The sequence below is a fragment of the Mesorhizobium sp. WSM4820 genome (assembly GCF_055811075.1).
In genome coordinates this window covers 1-18326 of record NZ_JBVVQN010000008.1, presented here as the reverse complement: position 1 = coordinate 18326, position 18326 = coordinate 1, and the positions used below count along the sequence as shown (strand labels likewise).

Annotated in this window: 21 protein-coding genes and 3 pseudogenes; 8 read left to right on the top strand and 16 right to left on the bottom strand. The window is 60.5% G+C overall.

Annotated features, from left to right (window positions below; all coding sequences use genetic code 11):
- Positions 1–381 precede the first annotated feature (381 nt).
- On the top strand, positions 382–1704 hold the full coding sequence (locus tag AC0L2R_RS14530) for an NAD(P)/FAD-dependent oxidoreductase (protein WP_473509773.1): 1323 nt from the start codon (positions 382–384) through the stop codon (positions 1702–1704).
- Positions 1705–2330: 626 nt separating this feature from the next.
- Positions 2331–2613, top strand: a pseudogene (locus AC0L2R_RS14525) (thiamine pyrophosphate-dependent enzyme); the annotation flags it as partial.
- Between the two features lie 13 nt (positions 2614–2626).
- Here AC0L2R_RS14525 and AC0L2R_RS14520 read toward each other — a convergent pair.
- The 3 genes from AC0L2R_RS14520 to AC0L2R_RS14510 form a co-directional block, all read right to left on the bottom strand.
- Entirely contained in the window at positions 2627–2941 is a 315-nt protein-coding gene (locus AC0L2R_RS14520; RefSeq protein ID WP_091590276.1) for a hypothetical protein, read from the bottom strand.
- 145 nt (positions 2942–3086) lie between these two features.
- Positions 3087–3335 (bottom strand): hypothetical protein, encoded by a 249-nt coding sequence (locus AC0L2R_RS14515; protein WP_023801331.1) that lies wholly within the window; start codon positions 3333–3335, stop codon positions 3087–3089.
- 85 nt (positions 3336–3420) lie between these two features.
- The gene (locus AC0L2R_RS14510) at positions 3421–4242 is read right to left on the bottom strand and encodes an SIR2 family NAD-dependent protein deacylase (RefSeq protein ID WP_473509772.1); all 822 of its coding nucleotides are present in this window, start codon (positions 4240–4242) and stop codon (positions 3421–3423) included.
- 167 nt (positions 4243–4409) lie between these two features.
- Here AC0L2R_RS14510 and AC0L2R_RS14505 point away from each other — a divergent pair, with 167 nt between their 5' ends.
- On the top strand, positions 4410–4727 hold the full coding sequence (locus tag AC0L2R_RS14505) for a hypothetical protein (RefSeq protein ID WP_473509770.1): 318 nt from the start codon (positions 4410–4412) through the stop codon (positions 4725–4727).
- A 103-nt stretch (positions 4728–4830) separates the two neighbouring features.
- Here the strand turns inward: AC0L2R_RS14505 and AC0L2R_RS14500 are convergent, their stop codons facing one another.
- Positions 4831–4953 carry a hypothetical protein gene (locus AC0L2R_RS14500; RefSeq protein WP_473509769.1) on the bottom strand — a complete coding sequence of 41 codons (123 nt, stop codon included), beginning with the start codon at positions 4951–4953 and terminating at the stop codon, positions 4831–4833.
- Positions 4954–4985: 32 nt separating this feature from the next.
- The gene (locus AC0L2R_RS14495; RefSeq protein ID WP_473509767.1) at positions 4986–5447 is read right to left on the bottom strand and encodes a GFA family protein; all 462 of its coding nucleotides are present in this window, start codon (positions 5445–5447) and stop codon (positions 4986–4988) included.
- 257 nt (positions 5448–5704) lie between these two features.
- On the opposite strand from AC0L2R_RS14495, the gene AC0L2R_RS14490 reads away from it, so the two are divergent.
- On the top strand, positions 5705–6316 hold the full coding sequence (locus tag AC0L2R_RS14490) for a TetR/AcrR family transcriptional regulator (RefSeq protein ID WP_473509766.1): 612 nt from the start codon (positions 5705–5707) through the stop codon (positions 6314–6316).
- 73 nt (positions 6317–6389) lie between these two features.
- Here AC0L2R_RS14490 and AC0L2R_RS14485 read toward each other — a convergent pair whose 3' ends face one another.
- The 4 genes from AC0L2R_RS14485 to AC0L2R_RS14470 all read right to left on the bottom strand — a co-directional run bounded on the left by AC0L2R_RS14485 (position 6390) and on the right by AC0L2R_RS14470 (position 9681).
- Positions 6390–7340, bottom strand: coding sequence for an NAD(P)/FAD-dependent oxidoreductase (locus AC0L2R_RS14485; protein WP_287216961.1), 951 nt, complete (start codon positions 7338–7340; stop codon positions 6390–6392).
- A gap of 185 nt (positions 7341–7525) precedes the next feature.
- Positions 7526–7999, bottom strand: coding sequence for a DUF2269 family protein (locus tag AC0L2R_RS14480; protein ID WP_287216964.1), 474 nt, complete (start codon positions 7997–7999; stop codon positions 7526–7528).
- Positions 7999–9285: an SDR family oxidoreductase gene (locus AC0L2R_RS14475; RefSeq protein WP_473509763.1), complete on the bottom strand. Its 1287-nt coding sequence runs from the start codon at positions 9283–9285 to the stop codon at positions 7999–8001. Before AC0L2R_RS14475 ends, AC0L2R_RS14480 begins: the two co-directional genes overlap by 1 nt.
- Before the next feature lie 159 nt (positions 9286–9444).
- On the bottom strand, positions 9445–9681 hold the full coding sequence (locus tag AC0L2R_RS14470; RefSeq protein WP_473509761.1) for a hypothetical protein: 237 nt from the start codon (positions 9679–9681) through the stop codon (positions 9445–9447).
- Between the two features lie 859 nt (positions 9682–10540).
- On the opposite strand from AC0L2R_RS14470, the gene AC0L2R_RS14465 reads away from it, so the two are divergent.
- Positions 10541–10831, top strand: a complete 291-nt coding sequence (locus AC0L2R_RS14465) for a hypothetical protein (RefSeq protein WP_473509760.1) — start codon at positions 10541–10543, stop codon at positions 10829–10831.
- Between the two features lie 2 nt (positions 10832–10833).
- A complete protein-coding gene (locus AC0L2R_RS14460) occupies positions 10834–11526 on the top strand; it encodes a DUF899 domain-containing protein (RefSeq protein ID WP_473509758.1) in 693 nt (230 codons plus the stop codon).
- Positions 11527–11595: 69 nt separating this feature from the next.
- Here AC0L2R_RS14460 and AC0L2R_RS14455 read toward each other — a convergent pair whose 3' ends face one another.
- The 5 genes from AC0L2R_RS14455 to AC0L2R_RS14435 form a co-directional block, all read right to left on the bottom strand.
- Positions 11596–12090: a hypothetical protein gene (locus tag AC0L2R_RS14455; protein ID WP_473509756.1), complete on the bottom strand. Its 495-nt coding sequence runs from the start codon at positions 12088–12090 to the stop codon at positions 11596–11598.
- A gap of 158 nt (positions 12091–12248) precedes the next feature.
- Positions 12249–12854: a DUF4142 domain-containing protein gene (locus AC0L2R_RS14450; RefSeq protein WP_287216971.1), complete on the bottom strand. Its 606-nt coding sequence runs from the start codon at positions 12852–12854 to the stop codon at positions 12249–12251.
- Between the two features lie 46 nt (positions 12855–12900).
- On the bottom strand, positions 12901–14298 hold the full coding sequence (locus AC0L2R_RS14445) for a cytochrome B6 (RefSeq protein ID WP_473509755.1): 1398 nt from the start codon (positions 14296–14298) through the stop codon (positions 12901–12903).
- 97 nt (positions 14299–14395) lie between these two features.
- On the bottom strand, positions 14396–14899 hold the full coding sequence (locus AC0L2R_RS14440; protein ID WP_473509753.1) for a DUF2243 domain-containing protein: 504 nt from the start codon (positions 14897–14899) through the stop codon (positions 14396–14398).
- Positions 14900–15174: 275 nt separating this feature from the next.
- Positions 15175–15354 (bottom strand): DUF3606 domain-containing protein, encoded by a 180-nt coding sequence (locus tag AC0L2R_RS14435; protein ID WP_128247528.1) that lies wholly within the window; start codon positions 15352–15354, stop codon positions 15175–15177.
- A 112-nt stretch (positions 15355–15466) separates the two neighbouring features.
- On the opposite strand from AC0L2R_RS14435, the gene AC0L2R_RS14430 reads away from it, so the two are divergent.
- Both AC0L2R_RS14430 and AC0L2R_RS14425 read left to right on the top strand, forming a co-directional pair.
- The gene (locus AC0L2R_RS14430; RefSeq protein WP_473509751.1) at positions 15467–15619 is read left to right on the top strand and encodes a hypothetical protein; all 153 of its coding nucleotides are present in this window, start codon (positions 15467–15469) and stop codon (positions 15617–15619) included.
- 129 nt (positions 15620–15748) lie between these two features.
- A pseudogene (locus AC0L2R_RS14425) lies at positions 15749–16163 on the top strand (DUF983 domain-containing protein).
- A gap of 972 nt (positions 16164–17135) precedes the next feature.
- Here AC0L2R_RS14425 and AC0L2R_RS14420 read toward each other — a convergent pair.
- Positions 17136–17660 (bottom strand): YciE/YciF ferroxidase family protein, encoded by a 525-nt coding sequence (locus AC0L2R_RS14420; protein ID WP_473509750.1) that lies wholly within the window; start codon positions 17658–17660, stop codon positions 17136–17138.
- A 456-nt stretch (positions 17661–18116) separates the two neighbouring features.
- Positions 18117–18326 (bottom strand): annotated as a pseudogene (locus AC0L2R_RS14415) (chemotaxis protein CheB); the annotation flags it as partial.

Sequence of the window (18326 nt, the reverse complement as noted above, 5' to 3'; positions counted from 1 at the left end):
CGTCTGACGCCCCGCCGCAGCGAGCGCGTAAAGCTGCAACAGGATGGACCGCACGATCAAGGACGCCACGGTCAAACGCTTCTATTACGAGAGCCACGATCAGCTCAGGTAACACCTCGCCGACTTCGTTGCCGCCTACAACTTCGCTCGCAGGCTCAGAACCTCAAGCGCGATCCAACGGACTCGCGAGCAGGTTACGCCGCCCTGCGCCGAACTGGAACTCGGTCGGGCTTGAGCAGCTCGTATCGATCAAGGGATCAAAAACCCGCACATCTGGCGAAGTCCTGGATGATTTCGGCACATTCTTTCGAGCGCACGATGCGATGAAGGGCTGATCGGAACTTTGCTTCCGCATTCTTGGCAGCCGAGGTTGGTCGGAACATGTCGCCCCGAGTCGAACGCATTCACAGCGATGAGCGTCTCCCGGCCGAGGTCGACGTCGTCATCGTCGGCGGCGGCATCCTCGGCTCTACGGCCGCCTATTTCCTGGCGAAGCGTGGCCTCTCTGTGGCTCTGCTCGAGAAGGGCCACGTCGCCTGTGAACAATCGAGCCGAAACTGGGGTTGGTGCCGCCAGCAGAACCGCGATCGGCGCGAACTGCCGCTCTCGGTGATCTCCATGCGACTGTGGGACGAGCTGACGCGCGATATCAATCGGGACCTTGGATTTCGACGCTGCGGTCTCGTCTATGCCACTCACGACGAGGCTGTGCTCGCCAGCTGGGAAAGGTGGCGTGAGGTCGCCAGGGAGTACGAGGTCGACACCCGCATGCTGAGCCGGGCGGAGGTGGCCGAGCGCGTCCCCGAAGCGCGCGACAAATGGGTCGGCGGGACCTATTCGGACCGGGATGGTAAGGCCGAACCTGCGCTCGCCGCGCCGGCTATCGCCGATGGGGCCAGAGCTCTGGGCGCCACCATCCACCAGGAATGCGCCGCGCGGGCGCTCGACTTGGCCAATGGCAAGATTGCGGGCGTGCACACGGAGAAGGGCTACATCAGAACCAGCGCGGTGCTGTGCGCCGCTGGCGCCTGGTCCTCGCGCTTCCTTAGGCCGCTCGGGATCAGTTTCCCCCAAGCGAGCATCCGGCAGACCGCGCTGCGTTCCACCCCGACAATCAACATAGGCGAGGCGGTCTCCACACCCTACTGCACGATCACGCGCCGACTGGACGGCAGCTATACGCTTGCGATCAGCGGCAAGGCGAACCTCGAAATCACGCCCCAGGCTATCCGGTATAGCCGGGAATTCATGCCGCAATTCTTGCGTCGCCTGAAGAACGTCAGGCTCGGCATCGGCCAATCGTTCCTTTCGGGGCCGGATTCAATGCCGGCGCTGCTGACCAGCGACGATCGGATCTTCGAACAGAATCGGGTGCTGGATCCTCCACCCTTAAAATGGCTGGTAAGCCAAGTGGTGGAGAGTGTCCGGAAGACCTTCCCCCAACTCGGCGATATAGAGATCGATAGTGCCTGGGGCGGCTTCGTCGATTGCACGCCGGACGCAGTGCCTGTGGTGTCGCAGGTGGACGGGGTGAAAGGCCTCGTCCTCGCGGCGGGCTGCTCGGGCCACGGCTTCGGTTTGGGCCCGGGGCTTGGCTATCTGGCCGCAGAGCTTGTCGTAAACGACACGCCTTGCGTCGATCCTACACCGTTCCGCCTGTCGCGTCTGGTCGACGGCTCGAAGCTGGACATCGCCGCTATCTGAAGATCAGCCGGAAGTCAGGCCTGACGCGCACCAAGCGAAGTCAAAGTGTCAGCAGACGGGTGAGCGGAATCCCCACGTTCCCTCGCACTCAAGTCTCCGGGTGCATGAGCGCCACGTGGTAGGAGTTGCACCAGAATCCGCTCGGGAGAGCGCCGCGCTCATCGCGCTCGTCGTTGGCGCAGTTGGAACCGTCGCGGAGTTCATTCTAGCGTTTTCTGCTTCTGCCGGTAAGGCGAATTGCTCGGCCCATACGCCGCGCCAGCGGCCGGGATGTTTGCCGCAACCTACACACGTGGCAGCGCAAACTGAACGCCGTGGCCCTGCACTACGGCATCATGCGGGAGACCGGTTTCTACGGCGCTGGGGTGTCGTCGACAACGTCTTAACCAACCTGTGGGTGCTCGCCCCCTGCGCGGGGCACTCACGGCTTTATCTCACCCAGCTCTTCCACAGGCGGAGCGGCCACGCACCTCGTCCACGCCGGAGGGGTCAATCTCGGCGCCGCTTCTTACAAGCGCCCTCGCCCTGCTTCTCCCGGTTGTCCTTGGCCTGGGGCGGTCATTGGCCCGGGACAACACACTGGAGGCAACCATGCCCAACACCGCCGAGATCCTTGTCGACACATTTCGACGGCCGTGCGTTACAGGATTCCGCTCAAGCTTCTGGTGATCAAGAACAACATGCTCAACCAGATCGCCTGGGAGCAAATGATGTCCTTGGCAACCTGCGTTTGCCGCGGAAGGCCCGGTGATCATAGAGGCGGTCGTCGACGCATATGAACCTATGCTGCCGCCGCGCATGCCGAACGAATTTCACAAGAACATGCGCACAGCCCTGCGGGAAACGCCGGGCCGCAAGGAGATCGAAGCAAACCTCGCTAGGGAGCCGCTGAAGACGATGATGGGCTGAGCTCCCTGGCCGGTCAGTCCTTGGTGTAGGCGCCTGGCTGGCGGCCGCTCTTCGGAGCCTTGGCGTCCTTGGAACGCTCGGCGATCGACGGACCGGCGCCGGATGTCTTTTCGGTCGCTGCGCTGGGCGTAGACCGCCTGGGCGGGTCCTGCCCTTCGGATTGATGGGTTTTGTCCTCCACCTCGTCCCTTGACCGGGTCAGGCCCATGCCGCCGGCAGGCTTCTTGTTGCCGGCTGCCTCCTGCGAGAATTGATCCGACGCGTCGGCATCTTTCTTTGCCGGGTACTTTGTCGCGCCATGTTCGTAACGGGTCTCGTTTTTGTTCATAGCATTTCTCCGGTTTCACGGATTGTGGCTAAACACTCCTGTTGCGGTACCGCCGCCAGCGCTCCCGGCGGCGCATATGCGATGCGTGCAGCGCCCGGCCGGCGCGGCTGCCGATTTTCGGCGACGCTCAGGCGTCCTGCGCCGGTCAGGCGTCCTGCCATGGCGCGTGCAGGATGTCGGCGCCCGGCTGCTCGTCGAACAGAACCGCGCAGCCGCGCGCCCACGCCACCGGCGACAGTGCGTTGGCCACGATTTCGTCCGGCGAGATGAAATCACCGGTCAGCACCCGCAACTCTTCGACGGCTTTGGCCATCGACACCAATCGCCCTGCGGCGCGGTCGGTGGTGCAGGCGTCGATGACGGAAACGAGATCGATCATTTGGAACTGGCCCATCATAGGCCTCCGCAAACAGCATCCCTTCGCAGCTATGAACGTCGCAACGATCTACAATGTTCCCGGCCGGCCGAACGCATACGCACTAAACCTGGTCTATCGCGTCTCTGAGCTTGCTCAGGAATGCCACCAGAGCATCCGCCGGCCGATCGGCCTCCTCGGTCAGCATGTCGATGCCCCAGCGTCCGAGAACCGCTTCCTGGACGACGCTCGGTTGCGGCATGAAGACGAATGATTTCGGACGATTCTTTTCATAACCGGACCGGCGCCAGGTTTCCCAAAGCCGATACAGCAACAGACGGATGTTCATGTCGGACATGCTGTAGCCGATGAACAGGACAGTGCGCCCCAGTGCGTCGGCGCGAAACTTCACATCCAACGGCGACTCGAACGACAGCCGCTCGAAATAGTCGGACTCCGCCAGGACGAGAGACGCGTCGTCGTCGAAATCGCCGTGGTATTTGATGATCTGGGTAACCTCGCCGTTCACCTTGGGGATATCCTTGGCATTGGCCACTTTCACGAACGCGCGGTCGTGGACTTCGAACGCAACCTCAAGGTTTCGATCATAGTTGGTGGTGTAGATGATCGGAAAATCGAGTGACACGATCAGCTTGTGGATCGCCGATCCCTTGACTTTTTGCCGCGAGACGCTCCACTCGCGATCCATCCAGCTGCGCAAGGGGCCGAGACTGCCATGCTTCAGCCGGTAATATTCGGCAAGAGCCTGGTAACTGGACTCAGGCCTGTCGACCACGTCTCGATCGAGGCCGAGTTCATCCACCATATGCTCGATGAGCTTCTCCCAGGATGGCAGGCCGACGCTCATCGACACCCCCGCCCCAACGAACAAGATCGCTCGTCGCTCTTTCACGGATTGAGCCAGTTGCTCAAGTGCAGACGGCATGGCCAACTCACCAGGCGATGATCCAACACAACTGCGAACGGCGCCCTCTGTTCCGGAGAAGCCGGATCACCGCCAAATCTGTTCAGAAATCGGGTCTGTTCGGCAAATGCTGCGCACACTGGAACCGCTGAGGCAGATCGAAGTTTGGTTGCCAGGGAGAGACCATGATGGCTGCACGACGAGATCAGACCAAAGCGAGAGGCTATATTCAGGCCGGGGCGACAAGGGATAAGACCCCGGGGTTCGACCCTGCCGCCGCACCTGAAGAGACCGACGCGGAAGCGGCAGATGTGCAAAATCCTGTCGCTGAGGCTCGTCCACGGCGACAGCCAGAGTTCACGAATGAAGCAAGCTTCGGCGATGCGATGCGGCCGGCAGGAAGCGAGCCTGTTCTTCAGCCTGGCAAGAACTGGCCGGTGCTGGTGATTGCCGCAGTCGTTCTCGTAGCGGCCGCGGCCTTCGTGCTAGCAGCCATGCTGCGCTAGCGAGGTAGGTTTCGAGAGCTTATCGGCCCCCGGGCATGAAACGGGCACAGATATACGTGAGCCATCCCCCGTAACGCCGTAAGGATCTGGCCGCGCCGCCATGTCACGCCCAAAAGCATAGTTCAGTTCGGTGAGCGCCGTGATGAACCTGGCCGATCTTGCCGAAGATCGAGCCGATGATGCCGCATGACGACAGGTAGATGCCGGACAGCGCCGAGACCATCACGTCGATGGCACCCAGTAAATCGACTCACCAATTCACAAGCCACTCATGATCATTTTCCCGACTGCCAAAAGGCTCGGGTAATAGCCGCTGTACTTGGGCAGGCTGCCGGGCATGTCCAGCACACGACGGTGATAGAATATATCCATCCGAACCGGCGGCAGCCGGGCCCCGGGCTCGAAATTGCTGGCCGGGATGAACATCGTCTTGAACGGCCCAAAGCCCGCAACCTCCACAACCGGCTTGCCGCAGGTCCGGCAGGCCCCGCGATTGAAGTTCGGCGGCGGACGGTATTTCTTGAATGAAACATTGCCGGCGTTTTTCAGCACGACACCCTTGGCGCGAACGGCAGCCACGTCCGCAAACGGTTTGCCGTTGAACGCCTGGCAAATCAGGCAGTGGCACCGGAATCTACCCTTCGGGGCAGTACGCACCTCGAACGAGCAAGCGCCACATTCGCAGGAGCCGTGCAGTGGCAACAATGGGTCGGTCGTCATGTGCTGATGCTCCTGAGCTCGATTTGAGACGGCATGCTGGTCACCGGAGCATCATGTTGAAGATGGTATCGATTGGCTGTCTGAAGGGCGCGCGCAGAAGGTTGGAGAGGTTCCAACGGCCCCGCTCATAGATCCCTTTGATTTTTGCGATTGCGCTCATGGTCCACTCCGATGTAGACAGAAGAAACTTACGCCCCTGATGTAGCCCCTTAAGTAGCCAGTGTCAACAATGTATTCACAAGAAACTTTGAGGTACCATGCAGGACGCATCCAACCGCCCTTATCACCACGGTGATCTCCGTCGTGCGGTTATCGAGACGGCGTTGGATATGCTTCGGGAGGAGAAGGGCTGGCAGTTCACGCTGCGGGAAGTCGCCCGCCGGGCTGCCGTAAGCCACGCGGCACCCTACAAGCACTTCCCCGATAAGGCCGCGCTGCTTGCGGAGATCGCCATGATTGGGTTCGACCGGCTGCGCGAGTCCCTATCGGCAGCGAAATCTGAAGCGCCTAAAACTCTGCGCGACCAAATTACTCCGATAGCTCGTGCCTACGTCGCCTTCGGAACGGCCAACCCGGCTCTCTACCGCCTGATGTTTAGTGCGGAGGAAGGGAAAGCGGTGGGAATGCATCTCAATGAAAGGGCGCTGGCGGTATTCGATGTTCTCCTCGAAATCCTCCGGCGCGGCCAGGCCGCGGGAAGCATTCGCAAGCGGCCTATAGAAGGTCAGGCGGCAGCCGGCTGGGGGCTCATCCACGGCATGACCATGCTTGCGATCGATGGGCTCCTGGTGCCCGAGAAGGTGGGATCGGCGCCCTTGGATGCGGCCTTGAACACACTATTGGAAGGGCTGGCGAGCCCAGCAACATGACATTAACTGGCGCCATGCCGCTCGCCCTATACTCCGCCTACTGTATATCTGTGCCCTTTAATGTTCAGGGGCCTTATTCGTAGCCGAGGGCCAGGTCATTGTGAACATCGGTCGCAGCGATCGCAGCGTGGCCGAAGGCGACTGCGATCTGGTTCAGAGCCTTGACCAGGTCGCCGATGGCATACACCCCCTCGACCGAAGTCCGCTGATGCTTGTCGACGATGACATAGCCCTCGTCGCAGCATTTGACGCCCATTGCCAGCGCAAGGTCGGAACGCACCTGGCATCCCATCGCCGGATAGATGACGTCGAAATGGCGCACCTCGCCGTCCTTGAGGATGGCCTGGTAGCCGCTGTCGGTGGGAACAAACTTTTTGAATGCGTCGCAAATAGCAATGTTCTCTTCCGTGGCCACGCGTCGTGTGCTGGCGGAAAAATCTGGAAGATAGCGTGCGATCATTGTGACGTGCTGCGTATACTGCTTGAGGAACAAGGCCTCTCGCAGCACCTGCGCCTCGTGACCGATGACCGCGACCTGACGATCTATGACTTCGTAGCCGTCACAAACCGGGCAAAGGCGTACGCTGCCTTTGGCGATGGCCTCGCGCAGACGCGGAATTGCAGGCACGACATCGACCATACCTGTCGCCAGGAATACCTTGCGGGCGACGATCCGCCCGCCGTTGGTTTCGGCGCCGAACCCGCCTACGGTCGGCTCGACCGATGACGCGTGATCCTGGATCAGTGTCGCTCCGAACTTGGCGGCCTGGGAACGAAGCCGCTGCAGAAGATCGGGGCCGCTGATCCCTTCCGGAAATCCCGGACAGTTGCGGCTTTCCGCAATCAGCCTCGCGCGCGGTTCACCCGCGTCGACCACGACGACCCGATGACGGAACCTGGCGAGATAGATAGCCGCCGCCAGCCCTGCAGGTCCACCGCCAACGATGAGAACATCCGCTTCAGTCGCGGACGAGGCTGAATGTCGGCGTTTGCGCGCGGGTTGATCCATCCGCGCCGAACGCATTCATGGGAAAGATGTTCCAGCGCCGAAATCGAAGCCATGGCATCCAAAGCGCGTCGCAATTTGAACGGATTCATGTGACGCGCTATAAGTTGTTGTTTATGCATGTCGTTGTCGCAAAACCGCTGCGCACCCTCGGTTCAAGCCCGAGGGCATGCTTTCGCGACATGCATTATCGCGGTAAGGCGTCACCACTCGATCGTCGGCCGCGCGATCATCAGCCAGAAAATCCCGAGGACGGCAGCAAAGGCGGGAAAGCCGAAGGCGAACCACAGCCGGAAGAGCCTGGTATACCGGGCCGGCAGCGGCCCCCCCGTTTTGGCGGCTTCGGACGCCAGATTGCGCATTTCCATCTGCATCCACACCACCGGCAGCCAGAACACGCCGGTGACGATATAGAGCGCAATGGACAGCACGATCCAGCCTTCGGAAAACGAGTAGCCCGCCAGCCAGGCGAGCGCGACGCCGGTTATCGGCTGCGCCACGACGGCAGTTGCCGTGAAGAGAAAGTCGGCGACCACGACGATGCGCGCCACTGCCGCAATTGTTGCCGCATTGCCGGTCCTGTGGGCGAGAAGCATGAAGAACGCGATGCCGGCGCCGGTGCCAAGCAGCACGCTGGCACCGATGACGTGCAGGAACTTCAGCACGAAATAGAGCATCAGCGCTCCTCCAGGATCGCCAAGGCAACAAAGTGAAGGACGATGATCGGCAAGACCTTCAGGAATGGCCCAAGTGGTTCGTTCCACAGGTCCGGGCGCAGGAAAGTGCCCACGACCAGATAGAACAGCGACAGCGCGATGCCGGCGTAGAGGCCTTTTCGCGCCGTTGGCCGCCAGGCTATGAGTGCGCCGACGACGATGTCGGCAAGAGCGCCGGCGATCACGGCAGGCGCCGACAAGATGCCAGCCCCCGTGCTTTGCATGAGGCCGATGCCGTTGCCGTAGCCAGTGGTCAGCGACACAATCCCTGTCATGATCCAGAACAACGGCAGCACGACGTAGATTGCCGGCTTGGTAACATAAAGCCCGGCAAACCATTTTTCCTGCACCGTCGCAGGATTGAGCGCGAGGAACTGCGCCAGGCTTTGTGGCCGCATGCCGGTCAGGGAAATCCAGTCCGAGGGATCTCCGAGCGCCCCCCGTGCGATCTCCCTGGCGGCGTTGGTGCGCATTGGGGGCCGCCAGCCGAGCATCGCGGCAAAATCGCCGAGGCGATAGAGAAGCCGCGCGCCCCAGCCCGGCAAGACCAGCCTGGCTGCAGGAGCCCAGCCGAGCCAGCGGCGGAACGTACCGACGATCTCATCCATGGTCAGCTGTTCGGGACCGGCGAGTTCCAGCGCCAGACGAGACGGACTGCCGGGATTGAGAAAGAAGAGCACCGTCGAGACCACATCCTCGAGTTGCACGACCTGCAGCCGGCCGGTATCTGGCATTGACGGCAGGATCGGCAGCGAGGCCAGACCGCGAAACAATGCGCTGGCCCCAAACACGGGCCGGCCGAGCACCACCGAAGGGCGAAGGATTATCCAGTCCAGGTCAAGCGCCATCAGCGCCTGATCGCCGGCATATTTCGTCGCCGAGAACGACGAAGGCTGTGCCCGATCCACACCCATTGCCGAGAAGTGGATCACCTTGGCAACGCCTGCCCGCGCGCAGGCGAGAAAAAGAGCCGCCGCCGCATCGCGATGGACTTGCCCGGTCTTTTCGCGCGGGCTGTCCTGCAGAACGCCGGCACAGTTCACCACGGCATCGACGCCAGTCAGATGCGGCAGCCAATCTTCAGGGCGTAGTGCGGCTGCCATATCCAGCACCAATGTCTGGTAATCACGGGCGGCATTTGCCCGCGGGCTACGGGCGATGCCGACCACCTCATGTCCTTGGGAAACGAGGCGGGCGCAGATCGAAGCGCCGATCAAGCCGGTGGCTCCAACAACGAGAATTCTCATCGGACCCCGATCTCCGGCAGCCACGAGATCGTCGCCGTTCTATTCGGCGCGTATCTCCTCCACATCGTCGGTGTTTTTCCGGCGCTGCGAAAGCACACGTCTTTCGGCCAGCTGCTCAGGGTTGATGACCATAGGCATTCAAGTCGAAGGTGGCGACGTTTACTGCTGTTTATGGTGCGCGCTTGCAGCGTTGCTCCCACACGATTGTCCTCCCGGCGCCGCATGACCACGGTCTCTAACGCGATGGGGCGGAACCTCGGGCTGAACGAACGGCATCAAGAGTTCGACCCGTTCCTCGACGCTCCCGGGAAGATCCGCAGCAGGATCGACGAGGTCGTTGCCGTGTGCGTAGAGATTTTCCGTCAATTTCTTATCAAGGTCGGAAAAAATGCCCATTGATCTGCTCCAAACCAGCTTCTCTGCTTAATAGAAGACTGACGAAAATGTTCCCCGGATGATCGATCACAACAGCTGCTTCTCCGGCCGAAGCGCTGGGACTGGTCCAGCTCCACTTGTACGGGCGGCAAGGAATTCAGACAGTATCTTAATGTGGGAGAATTAGAGAGACATTTGCGCGAGGTGCGAAAAAGCAACGCCAATACAGCTGATTAGTGACGACGTAGGTACTCTCGCAGATGTGGTATTGGCCGTCCGGCGATTCCTGCACACGGTCCCGTGGGATGTTGAAATTATGCGGCAAGTAAGTGTAACCACCGTCTATCCTGGACCGTACCGACGACCGAGGTATGGCGCGGCAATCAGAGCCACCGCAACACTTGAATTTCGTCAGTGGGTCAATCCTGTCCTCGTACCAATCATGGGCGCTGGCGGCAGTTGCGGTGGCGATACACATCGTGAACACGAGGCTTCGCATGGCGTTCCCCCAGGTATTTGGCAGGCGCTGCTCGTTCGAGCGTCCATTGTATATTAGCGTTCCATTAGAAACACCATTGGCTTCCCGACCGACCAACGCAGTTCCAGCAAGCGACGCTCGCGCTGAATGACCGCATTGGGTCAACCCTGCCAACAACCGGGAGTCGTCTCATTCGTTTCCGTGTCGGCCGATCGCGGTGAGATTGCGTTGGATTAGGGCTAATGCGCGCTCCCGATTATTGCGGTAGGCGATTGCTGCAGGTCCGTTTGCAGCCCCACATTGAAATCCCGTCACACTTGTAACTCTCACCTCTCCGGCTGCCCGAGATAGCGTCTTTTTATCGAAACCGTGGAAACGGCGAATTCGACCGCAGGACCGGAAATGACGATGTTTGCAGCAAAAGAGAAAGCCACTTCGTTGCTTGGGCAGGTCCATCTTGGCCGCTGGCTCGGGCTCGCAGCCGCACCGACCTTTGCACTGATGTCCTGGATTTCTGCTGTCGGCTCGCCAGGCATGACAATGTGCTCTGCCGCCTCGCCTTTCATGCCGATCAACGAAATGGCCCTGATGTACCTGCTGATGAGCCTCTTTCAAGTATCGCCGTGGCTGAAGCTGTTTTCCGCCCGTTCGCGGCACCGCAACACTTCCGTCCAGCAAACCAGAGGAGACTGACAATGCAACACGCTGTTGTTTCACGCGACAACTGGCTGACCGCCCGCCGGGACCTCCTGCGAGCGGAGAAGGAACTCACGCATCTTCGCGACAAGGTCGCACGCGAGCGGCTCGCCCTGCCATGGGTGCGCATCGAGAAGGAATACTTGTTTGCCACGCCGGATGGTCCCCGTGCGCTCGCCGATCTCTTCGACGGCCGTTCGCAACTTCTCGTGCAACATTTCATGTTCGCGCCGGGGTGGAAGGAAGGGTGCCCGAGTTGCTCATTTATGGCTGACCACACTGACGGCATGAACAAGCATCTGGCGCATCACGATGTAACCATGATCGCCGTCTCGCGCGCGCCGCTTGCCGATATCGAGCGCTATCGCAGACGTATGGGCTGGCAGTTCCGATGGGTGTCCTCGAACGGCAGTCCGTTCAACTACGATTTCCGGGTCAGTTTTACGCCCGAAGAGGTCGCCACCGGGCACATCGACTACAACTTCGGCGAATGGCGGGAAACCGGCGAGGAATGGCCTGGCCTGAGCGCCTTCTACAAGGATAAGGCTGGCACCGTCTTTCACACCTACTCCACCTACGGCCGCGGTGTGGAGGTGATGATGGGCACCTACGCCATACTCGACCTCATGCCAATGGGGCGCAACGAAGCTGAGGGAATGGACTGGGTGCGCCGCCACGACCGCTACGCGTAGGCCGGCGAATGACCCGGACGGAAAACGAGAAATTACCGTGGCATCTACAAGCCCGCTGCCCTGGAGCCATCAGCCTGGCTCCTCACGAATTTCCGATATCGCCGCCCTTGGGCCGGCGGGCAGACCAAACACTTCGCTGCTTGCGGCTTCGAGCTCGCTCAGAGATCTGGAGAGGGTCGCGCCCCAGACGACATGGACAGCCAGCATCAGAAGATTTCGGTAGGCGGGGTGCCGCCAGGCTGGCGCGAGGATATGGGCGGCGGGGATCCATCCGAGATAGCTGAGCGCCCACACGCCGAGGCCGTAAAGGATGCCGTTGCCACGGCGCATGGGCAGAAGCGCAAAAATCGAGCCGGTCAGCGCTCCAAAGCCGAAATGGGCAAGCAGCGTGCTTGTTCGCGCGTCCTGCTCGTCACCGGCGGTGGCGACACGCTCGACGATCTCGCGCGGTGGCAAAGGATAACGGTCCCGGTCGTCGAGCAACGGATGAAGGTGCCGCATGGCGATGGTCATCGCCAGCGTGGCCGCAAGTCCTGCCAGAGCTCCTGATACGATCCGCTGCAACACCTTCTCCCGCGATAATATGCCAAACGGCAGTTTGGCGCTGATGTTCCCGACTACCGCTGCGCACGGGGTCGTAGGCGGCCACTCACCGCAAGAAAAGCGCGACGAGACTGGCCGAGCAACAATGCAGGAGACAGCTTGATGTTGCCGCGGGCGGGCTACTGCCTGGTCGGCGCCGTGGTGGCGTCGGCGATCGCTTGGCTTGCCAGTTCCGCCTTGATGTCGCGCGCCAGTTGCAGGTGCTCGAGCACGGTCGGCAAAGTCTCGGAGGCGAAATGCTGAAGGTCGGCGTCCTGTCCCGACCCTATCTCCCATATGAGCAGCTGCACCGTCTTCTGGTGATCGGTGATCTGCCCGCTGATATAGGCAATATCAAACTTCAGCCCGTCGAGCTTTTCAAGCTCGGCCCGCTGCCGCTTGTGCTCCTCATCGAGCCCTTCCGGCAGCGGGATCTTGTTGGTCTCAGCGAGAGATTTCAGTCTCGCGTTCGCCGCCGAGTGGTCGTCGACCATGCGGCCGGCAAATGCCGTGACGGCGGAGTTGCCGGACTTTTTCGCGAGCTTGCCGAATTCGACCTCGGCTGCGCCGCCGGCGGCGGCCAGTTGCGCGAACAGCCGGTCCTGGTAGTTGGTCTGGTGAGGCGCCGGCTGGCCCGGCGCCTCCATCCTGGTATCCGGGGCCATGCCGGCCGGGTTTCCGATCTGGGCCATAAGGGGCGATGCGGAAAACAGCACCAACCCCAAAGCAGTTGCAAGAAGACGCATGAGAACCTCCTTCGAAGATGTGCCGGGATCGGTCGGCCTGCCTCGGTCAAAGCGCGAGCATATAGGCAACGAGGTCATTCTTTTCGTCTTGGGTGAGCTTGGTGCCGAGCACCAGGTTGAAAAACTCTACCGTATCGGCGAGCGTCATCAGGCGGCCGTCATGCAGATAGGGCGGCGTGTCCTTTATGCCGCGCAGCGTAAACGTCTTGATCGGCCCGTCCGGCAATTCCACCATGTCGTTGAAGGTCTGCCCCGGCTTGTAGAAGCGCTCCAGCTTCAGATCGTGCATGTTGTTGTCCATGAACGACGTTTGCGGCACATGACATTGCGCGCAGCGGCCCTTGCCCATGAACACGCGCTCGCCCGCCAGTTCCTGCTCGCTGGCCAAGGCGGGATCGAGCCGGCCGAACGGGTCAAGCTTCGGCGCGGGCGGAAAATCGATGATGTTCTGCATCTGCGCCATCATCGCCACCTGGTTTGGGCGATCGGGCAGGTTGACGCCCTTCCTGGTGGCGCTGACATGATCGCCGTTGAAGTATGCGGTGCGCTGCTCGAATTCGGTAAAATCCTCGACTGAGCGCAGCGACCGTTTCGACCCATGGATCTGCTGGTTGAACAGACCGCGCAGGCTGGTCGTGTCGAGACGGAAGCGCGCGGCCTGCGGCCTGACATCGGGCGTCAGATGAAAGGCAGCGTTGGTGTTGAAGTTGGCATGGCAATCGAGGCAGGTTACGCCCAGGCTTTGCGCCGCCACCTTGCGGTCCTCGGTCTGGTTGAATTCCTCTTGCGGGAATGGCGTCAGGAGTAGCCGCAGCCCTTCCATCTGAACCGGCGTGATGATGCCGTTCATGATTTCATAATAGTTGCGGATCGTCAGCAACTCGCCGCGGGAGACGTCGCCCAGCTCCGGATGGGTGGTCAGGAATATCGGTGACGGGAACTCTGGCGTAAGATGATCGGGAAGATCGAAATCGACGTCGAAGCGTCGGAGATCGCGCCCCTCCTGCCGGCCGATCTCACGAATTTCCTGTTCCGGAAAAACCTGTCCTCCGGTCGCCTGTTTGACGTGGGGCAGCGGCAAAAGACCATTGGGCAGCAGCTTGCGGTCACGTATCTCGCCAGGGCTCATCTCCGCCAGGCCCTGCCAGGTCTGGTCGTTCGCCAGCTTGACCCGGACGCCGTCCTGGACAGGTTTTGTCCCGCCCGACATCATTGTGCCTGGCATGGGGCGATCGGACAGGTCGTATCGCTCCTCCAGCAAAGCCCTCTGGCGTGCCATGACGCGCGGCTTCTGCGCTTCGTCGTCAGCCTTGACGGCGGAGAATGGACGGGCGGGCAACGGTCGGTAGGTTGTATCGGGCGGCAGTGGATCCGACAGTGCGCTGAGACTGACGGCAACAACGACAAGAGCGCACGGAATGCCTGCATTCAACACTCTGCGCATTTTTCCCTCCCTGGCTGAAGTGCCCCGAACCGCGCTGCGCGTGATTTGTTCCACAGCCGGGATTGACCAGTACGGTGCATGCGTGCAGTGCCGGAAACTAGCGCGGCTCGCCTGGCGACTCCCGTTTGCCCCGCCTTGCCAGCGCTAGGCCGCCGATCAGCATCAGTGCACCCCAAACCAGGAACCCGATGTCCCAGTAGATCCACTGGTCCGGCGGGACGGTTTCGTTGACATGGTGGATGCCGAGAAGCTGGTGATTGATCACCCCTTCGACTAGGTTGAATAACCCGAAGCCCATCAGCATCGTCCCAAGCAACATCTTTCCCGACCACCAGAGATGAGATTTGTGAGCGGTGCGCCACAGCACGACCAAACCAAGCACGACGAAGATGTATGTGCCGGCGTGGAATAGGCCATCGAGAAGCGTGTTGAACCTAAGGTTCTCAACACTGTCGGCGGGATAGCCGGCGCTGGTCGCCATATGATGCCACTGGAGCAACTGGTGCAGCACGATTCCATCAAAGAACCCGCCCAGGCCAAGGCCCAGCAGAATACCTGCGGACGTCGGAAAACGGCGATGCTGCGAAGCCGTGGTCGCCATCCCTCTCTCCTTTGGCACCCCCAACTTCGGGCCAGGCCATGTGTTCCCTGCCCTGCCTGCGCCTTGGATATGCGTGCCTCACGTCGCAAGCACGGCGCAACAATCATTAGCGGCGGGCTCACCGCCTAAACTTCAGCGTTTGCAACGCACCTTTCCTCGCGACAGGCTGCATCGCCGGCACGAGACTCAGGCCTTGGGAGATCACTGAAAGACATCGGGCGGCGGATTGTCGACTGCATGCTTGGGGGCGGGCGTGGCGCCGAAGATCGACCCGACTAGTCCTCCTTCTTCAAATCTTCAGCTTCGTCCTTCAGCCGCTGCCAGTCTGCGCCGTGCTTGCGAAGCAATGCCCGCGCTTGTTTGGGCGTCACGCCTGTCACCTCCGCGAGGTGCTCAACTTCCAGTTCTGCACCCTTCTTAACTCGGCTCGCGTCGCTCGTACTCTTGACCGCCATCTGTTGCGTCCTCCTTGGCCCAAGGTAAGTGGCAACGAATGTTGAACGTTGTGGTTCCGCCCCTGTGGAACTAACTGCCAGCCGTGTAGTTCTACCGCCGAAGGAGATCTCAATGCTTCGACTTTTAATCAGTCTTGGCGCGCTGTACGCGGCATTTCAAATTGGCCGTGAGTTCGGCCGCACCGAAGCGCAGGTCATCCAGATTCCACCCGACGACCGTCGTCCGGCGCCTGGAAACGGGAAAGAGTTCGGCGAGCGGACCTAAGTGGTAGCCCCTAAAGGTTGCGCTATCTACGCGACATTGGCGCGAGCAAAACCAGTTACTCCTCGTCGCCGAAATTTAACGAGGACGCATCCTGCCTCGGAACAATGCCGCGGTGATGTGGTTTTGAGGATGACCTACAACGAAACGACCAACCCCGTCCTAACTGGTATCAGGGGGCGTTGCCCGCGCTGCCAACAGGGGCATCTGTTCAGCACCTATCCCAAGCTGGCGCGGAGTTGTATGCGGCTTGAATTTCTCGTTCGCCGATCCGGCTGACGGCCCGGCCTTCTTTTCCATGTCGATTGTGGCATTCCCGGCGCTGGCTTTCGCACTATGGTTTCAGCTCACGTATGAGCCGTCCTACTGGATGCATGCGCTCACAACCTTACCCCTCACCGTTGGAGCGTGTGTTGCATTGCTAAGGCCGCTCAAAGGCTGGCTAGTTTGCTCGCAGTACTTCCACAAGGCTGAGGAAGGCTCCATCGACCGAGAATGGCATGCAGCCGAAGCTGAGCGCCAACGGCAGCAGCCGCCGAACACGTGAAGTGTATTGGCCAGGAGCTAGCTGATACACAGCGCAGAATCATGTCATGTCGGATATGGTCATGCTCGCCGCGGAGGTGCTTGATATGCAGCTTCACCGCCTCCGGCCCACTGCTTCGCCTTGCCGTTCTTCAACTCTTTGGGTAAACCGGCGTTGTCCTGAAGCCTTACCGTCGATAGTCGCATTCTCGATCTCGAGTTCACTGGCGGTTTCGATGAGCAGTGTATTTGCGCGCCCAATCTGCATCGGTTTTCCTGAAGACCAGGGTAGGCACGTTCGGAACAAATCCGCCACCCGCCGCTTAGAGAAGTCCAGAGCAATTGGCAGGGCTCGCGAGGACCAAACGTAGCGAATTATCTGACGCTGCCTACGACTACAACGAAGGGTCGGATCAGGGTGGTCGTGGACCGAGCACCAGCCGCTGCAGCCTGTAATTAAACTGCGCCTTGAGACAGCCGCCGACGATTGAAGAGCGCCAGGTGCAGCGTGGCTATTACGACTTCTTGATCTTCCAATTCCTCTTCGGTTTCGGTGCCGGAGGAAGAGCGGTTTCAGTCCTCAGTCGTTGTTCCCGAAGCCGAGCCGTCTTTGCGTCTCGTGCCGCGCGCTCGACCTCGATCAATTCTCGCGCAGCATCCGATGTGCGCTCTTTTCTGTCTTGTTTTTCTTTGTCGGTGAATGCTTGTCTTTCCCGCATTGATCTCCCCGATCCGACAGCACAGCGCTTTGTTGCCGCACCGAACTATTGTCGCCAGATCGGGTTCCACCCGGAAGCAAAAAAACAGCCGCCTCCTCCCACACGGGCTACATCCATTCCCAAAGCGCACGAACGCGATCGTGCTTTCGTTCAATCGATTTTCACGTGACAGAGATGTTAGGCTCGAACAGGAGCTGCCGCGGGCTTGGCGCCCGGCCGGCCAGCACCGGCGACAAAGGCGCGCCGCCGTTGTCCGGAGGCGCGTTCTCTCTTAACTAGGCAGCTTCCTGCATCGCTCTCTCGTTGACGCTGGTCTCTCCAAGCTGCGTCAGGGCTTCGTCAGTCGCCTTTTCCTCTTCGAGCGTCTCCTCGAGCAGCGGCACGGCATCCTTTAGGCCGAGCAGTCCGGCCCAGGTGATCAGGGTGCTATAGCGGGCGATCTCATAGTGTTCAACCTCTTGCGCCGCCGCCACAAGACCAGCGTCCAGAGCTGGAGCTTCCTTGAATTCCTCCAGTATCTCCTGTCCTTCCTCAATGATGCCGTCGATCGCGGGACATGTCTTTCCTTGTGCCCGCTTGCCGAAAATCTCGAAGACCTGCTGCAGCCGTTCGATCTGCGCCTCCGTCTCGTCGCGGTGCTTTTCGAATGCGGCGGTCAGTTGGTCGGATTCGGCACCCTTCGCCATCTTCTTCAGCGCAGTCAGGATTTTGCGCTCTGCGTAGTAGACGTCCTTCAGTCCGTCGTGGAAAAGATCTTCGAGGCCCTTGGCCTTGCTTTGCGATTCCTTTTTCGTAGCCATCATCGTCTCCGAGTGTGAGAAACGCGTGTCTGGTGGCACGCGCAGCTTTAACCAAAGTGGGTGCTGTTTGTTCCTTCGGGCCGATCGGCAATCCACGGTCCTCATAGTGCCGAACACGAAACTTTCTTAGACCACGGCAGTAACCGTCTTCGAGCGGGTGGAGGGTACAATCGCCCGGGCGATTGAGCGAGCTGACCGGGGATCACATAGATCCGGTTCCGTTTGATCGCCGTCACGACCTCCGATTCCAACTGTGCGCAACCCTGAATGATGCTCGCCGGTTCGCTCTTGTGCTCGGCATCGGAATGCTGACAACATAAACGAGTCCGCTGTCGAGTGCGCGTCGGGAATGAATTTCGGAAGTGCGGCTATGCCGCCGGCCGATGCGCCTATCCGACAAACGGGAGACGGAGCATCCTTCCCTGCAGCGCCGCCCGAAGTGTTGGCGAGGCCGGATCAGTTTTGCTTCGTCGTCGCGCCATTCTCTGCCACTATGCCACGCCTGCTTTCGAGAATTCGTTCGATCACTTCGGCGTCCGCTTCGTATTCTCTCGACCGTTCCTGCAGCTTTGCCGCCATGTCAACGCGGGCCAACTCACTTTCCCGGTCGGCCATTCGCCGGGTGAATGCCGCCCGCTGCTGATGCGCGCGCAGCAAGCTCCACAA

Coding starts and splice junctions, on each gene's coding strand:
- AC0L2R_RS14475 (WP_473509763.1), bottom strand. CDS start 9,285: ATGAGAATTCTCGTTGTTGGAGCCACCGGCTTGATCGGCGCTTCGATC.
- AC0L2R_RS14485 (WP_287216961.1), bottom strand. CDS start 7,340: ATGCGTTCGGCGCGGATGGATCAACCCGCGCGCAAACGCCGACATTCA.
- AC0L2R_RS14435 (WP_128247528.1), bottom strand. CDS start 15,354: ATGGCGGTCAAGAGTACGAGCGACGCGAGCCGAGTTAAGAAGGGTGCA.
- AC0L2R_RS14470 (WP_473509761.1), bottom strand. CDS start 9,681: ATGGGCATTTTTTCCGACCTTGATAAGAAATTGACGGAAAATCTCTAC.
- AC0L2R_RS14510 (WP_473509772.1), bottom strand. CDS start 4,242: ATGCCGTCTGCACTTGAGCAACTGGCTCAATCCGTGAAAGAGCGACGA.
- AC0L2R_RS14530 (WP_473509773.1), top strand. CDS start 382: ATGTCGCCCCGAGTCGAACGCATTCACAGCGATGAGCGTCTCCCGGCC.
- AC0L2R_RS14420 (WP_473509750.1), bottom strand. CDS start 17,660: ATGGCTACGAAAAAGGAATCGCAAAGCAAGGCCAAGGGCCTCGAAGAT.
- AC0L2R_RS14515 (WP_023801331.1), bottom strand. CDS start 3,335: ATGGGCCAGTTCCAAATGATCGATCTCGTTTCCGTCATCGACGCCTGC.
- AC0L2R_RS14480 (WP_287216964.1), bottom strand. CDS start 7,999: ATGCTCTATTTCGTGCTGAAGTTCCTGCACGTCATCGGTGCCAGCGTG.
- AC0L2R_RS14505 (WP_473509770.1), top strand. CDS start 4,410: ATGGCTGCACGACGAGATCAGACCAAAGCGAGAGGCTATATTCAGGCC.
- AC0L2R_RS14445 (WP_473509755.1), bottom strand. CDS start 14,298: ATGCGCAGAGTGTTGAATGCAGGCATTCCGTGCGCTCTTGTCGTTGTT.
- AC0L2R_RS14440 (WP_473509753.1), bottom strand. CDS start 14,899: ATGGCGACCACGGCTTCGCAGCATCGCCGTTTTCCGACGTCCGCAGGT.
- AC0L2R_RS14490 (WP_473509766.1), top strand. CDS start 5,705: ATGCAGGACGCATCCAACCGCCCTTATCACCACGGTGATCTCCGTCGT.
- AC0L2R_RS14430 (WP_473509751.1), top strand. CDS start 15,467: ATGCTTCGACTTTTAATCAGTCTTGGCGCGCTGTACGCGGCATTTCAA.
- AC0L2R_RS14460 (WP_473509758.1), top strand. CDS start 10,834: ATGCAACACGCTGTTGTTTCACGCGACAACTGGCTGACCGCCCGCCGG.
- AC0L2R_RS14520 (WP_091590276.1), bottom strand. CDS start 2,941: ATGAACAAAAACGAGACCCGTTACGAACATGGCGCGACAAAGTACCCG.
- AC0L2R_RS14450 (WP_287216971.1), bottom strand. CDS start 12,854: ATGCGTCTTCTTGCAACTGCTTTGGGGTTGGTGCTGTTTTCCGCATCG.
- AC0L2R_RS14495 (WP_473509767.1), bottom strand. CDS start 5,447: ATGACGACCGACCCATTGTTGCCACTGCACGGCTCCTGCGAATGTGGC.
- AC0L2R_RS14465 (WP_473509760.1), top strand. CDS start 10,541: ATGACGATGTTTGCAGCAAAAGAGAAAGCCACTTCGTTGCTTGGGCAG.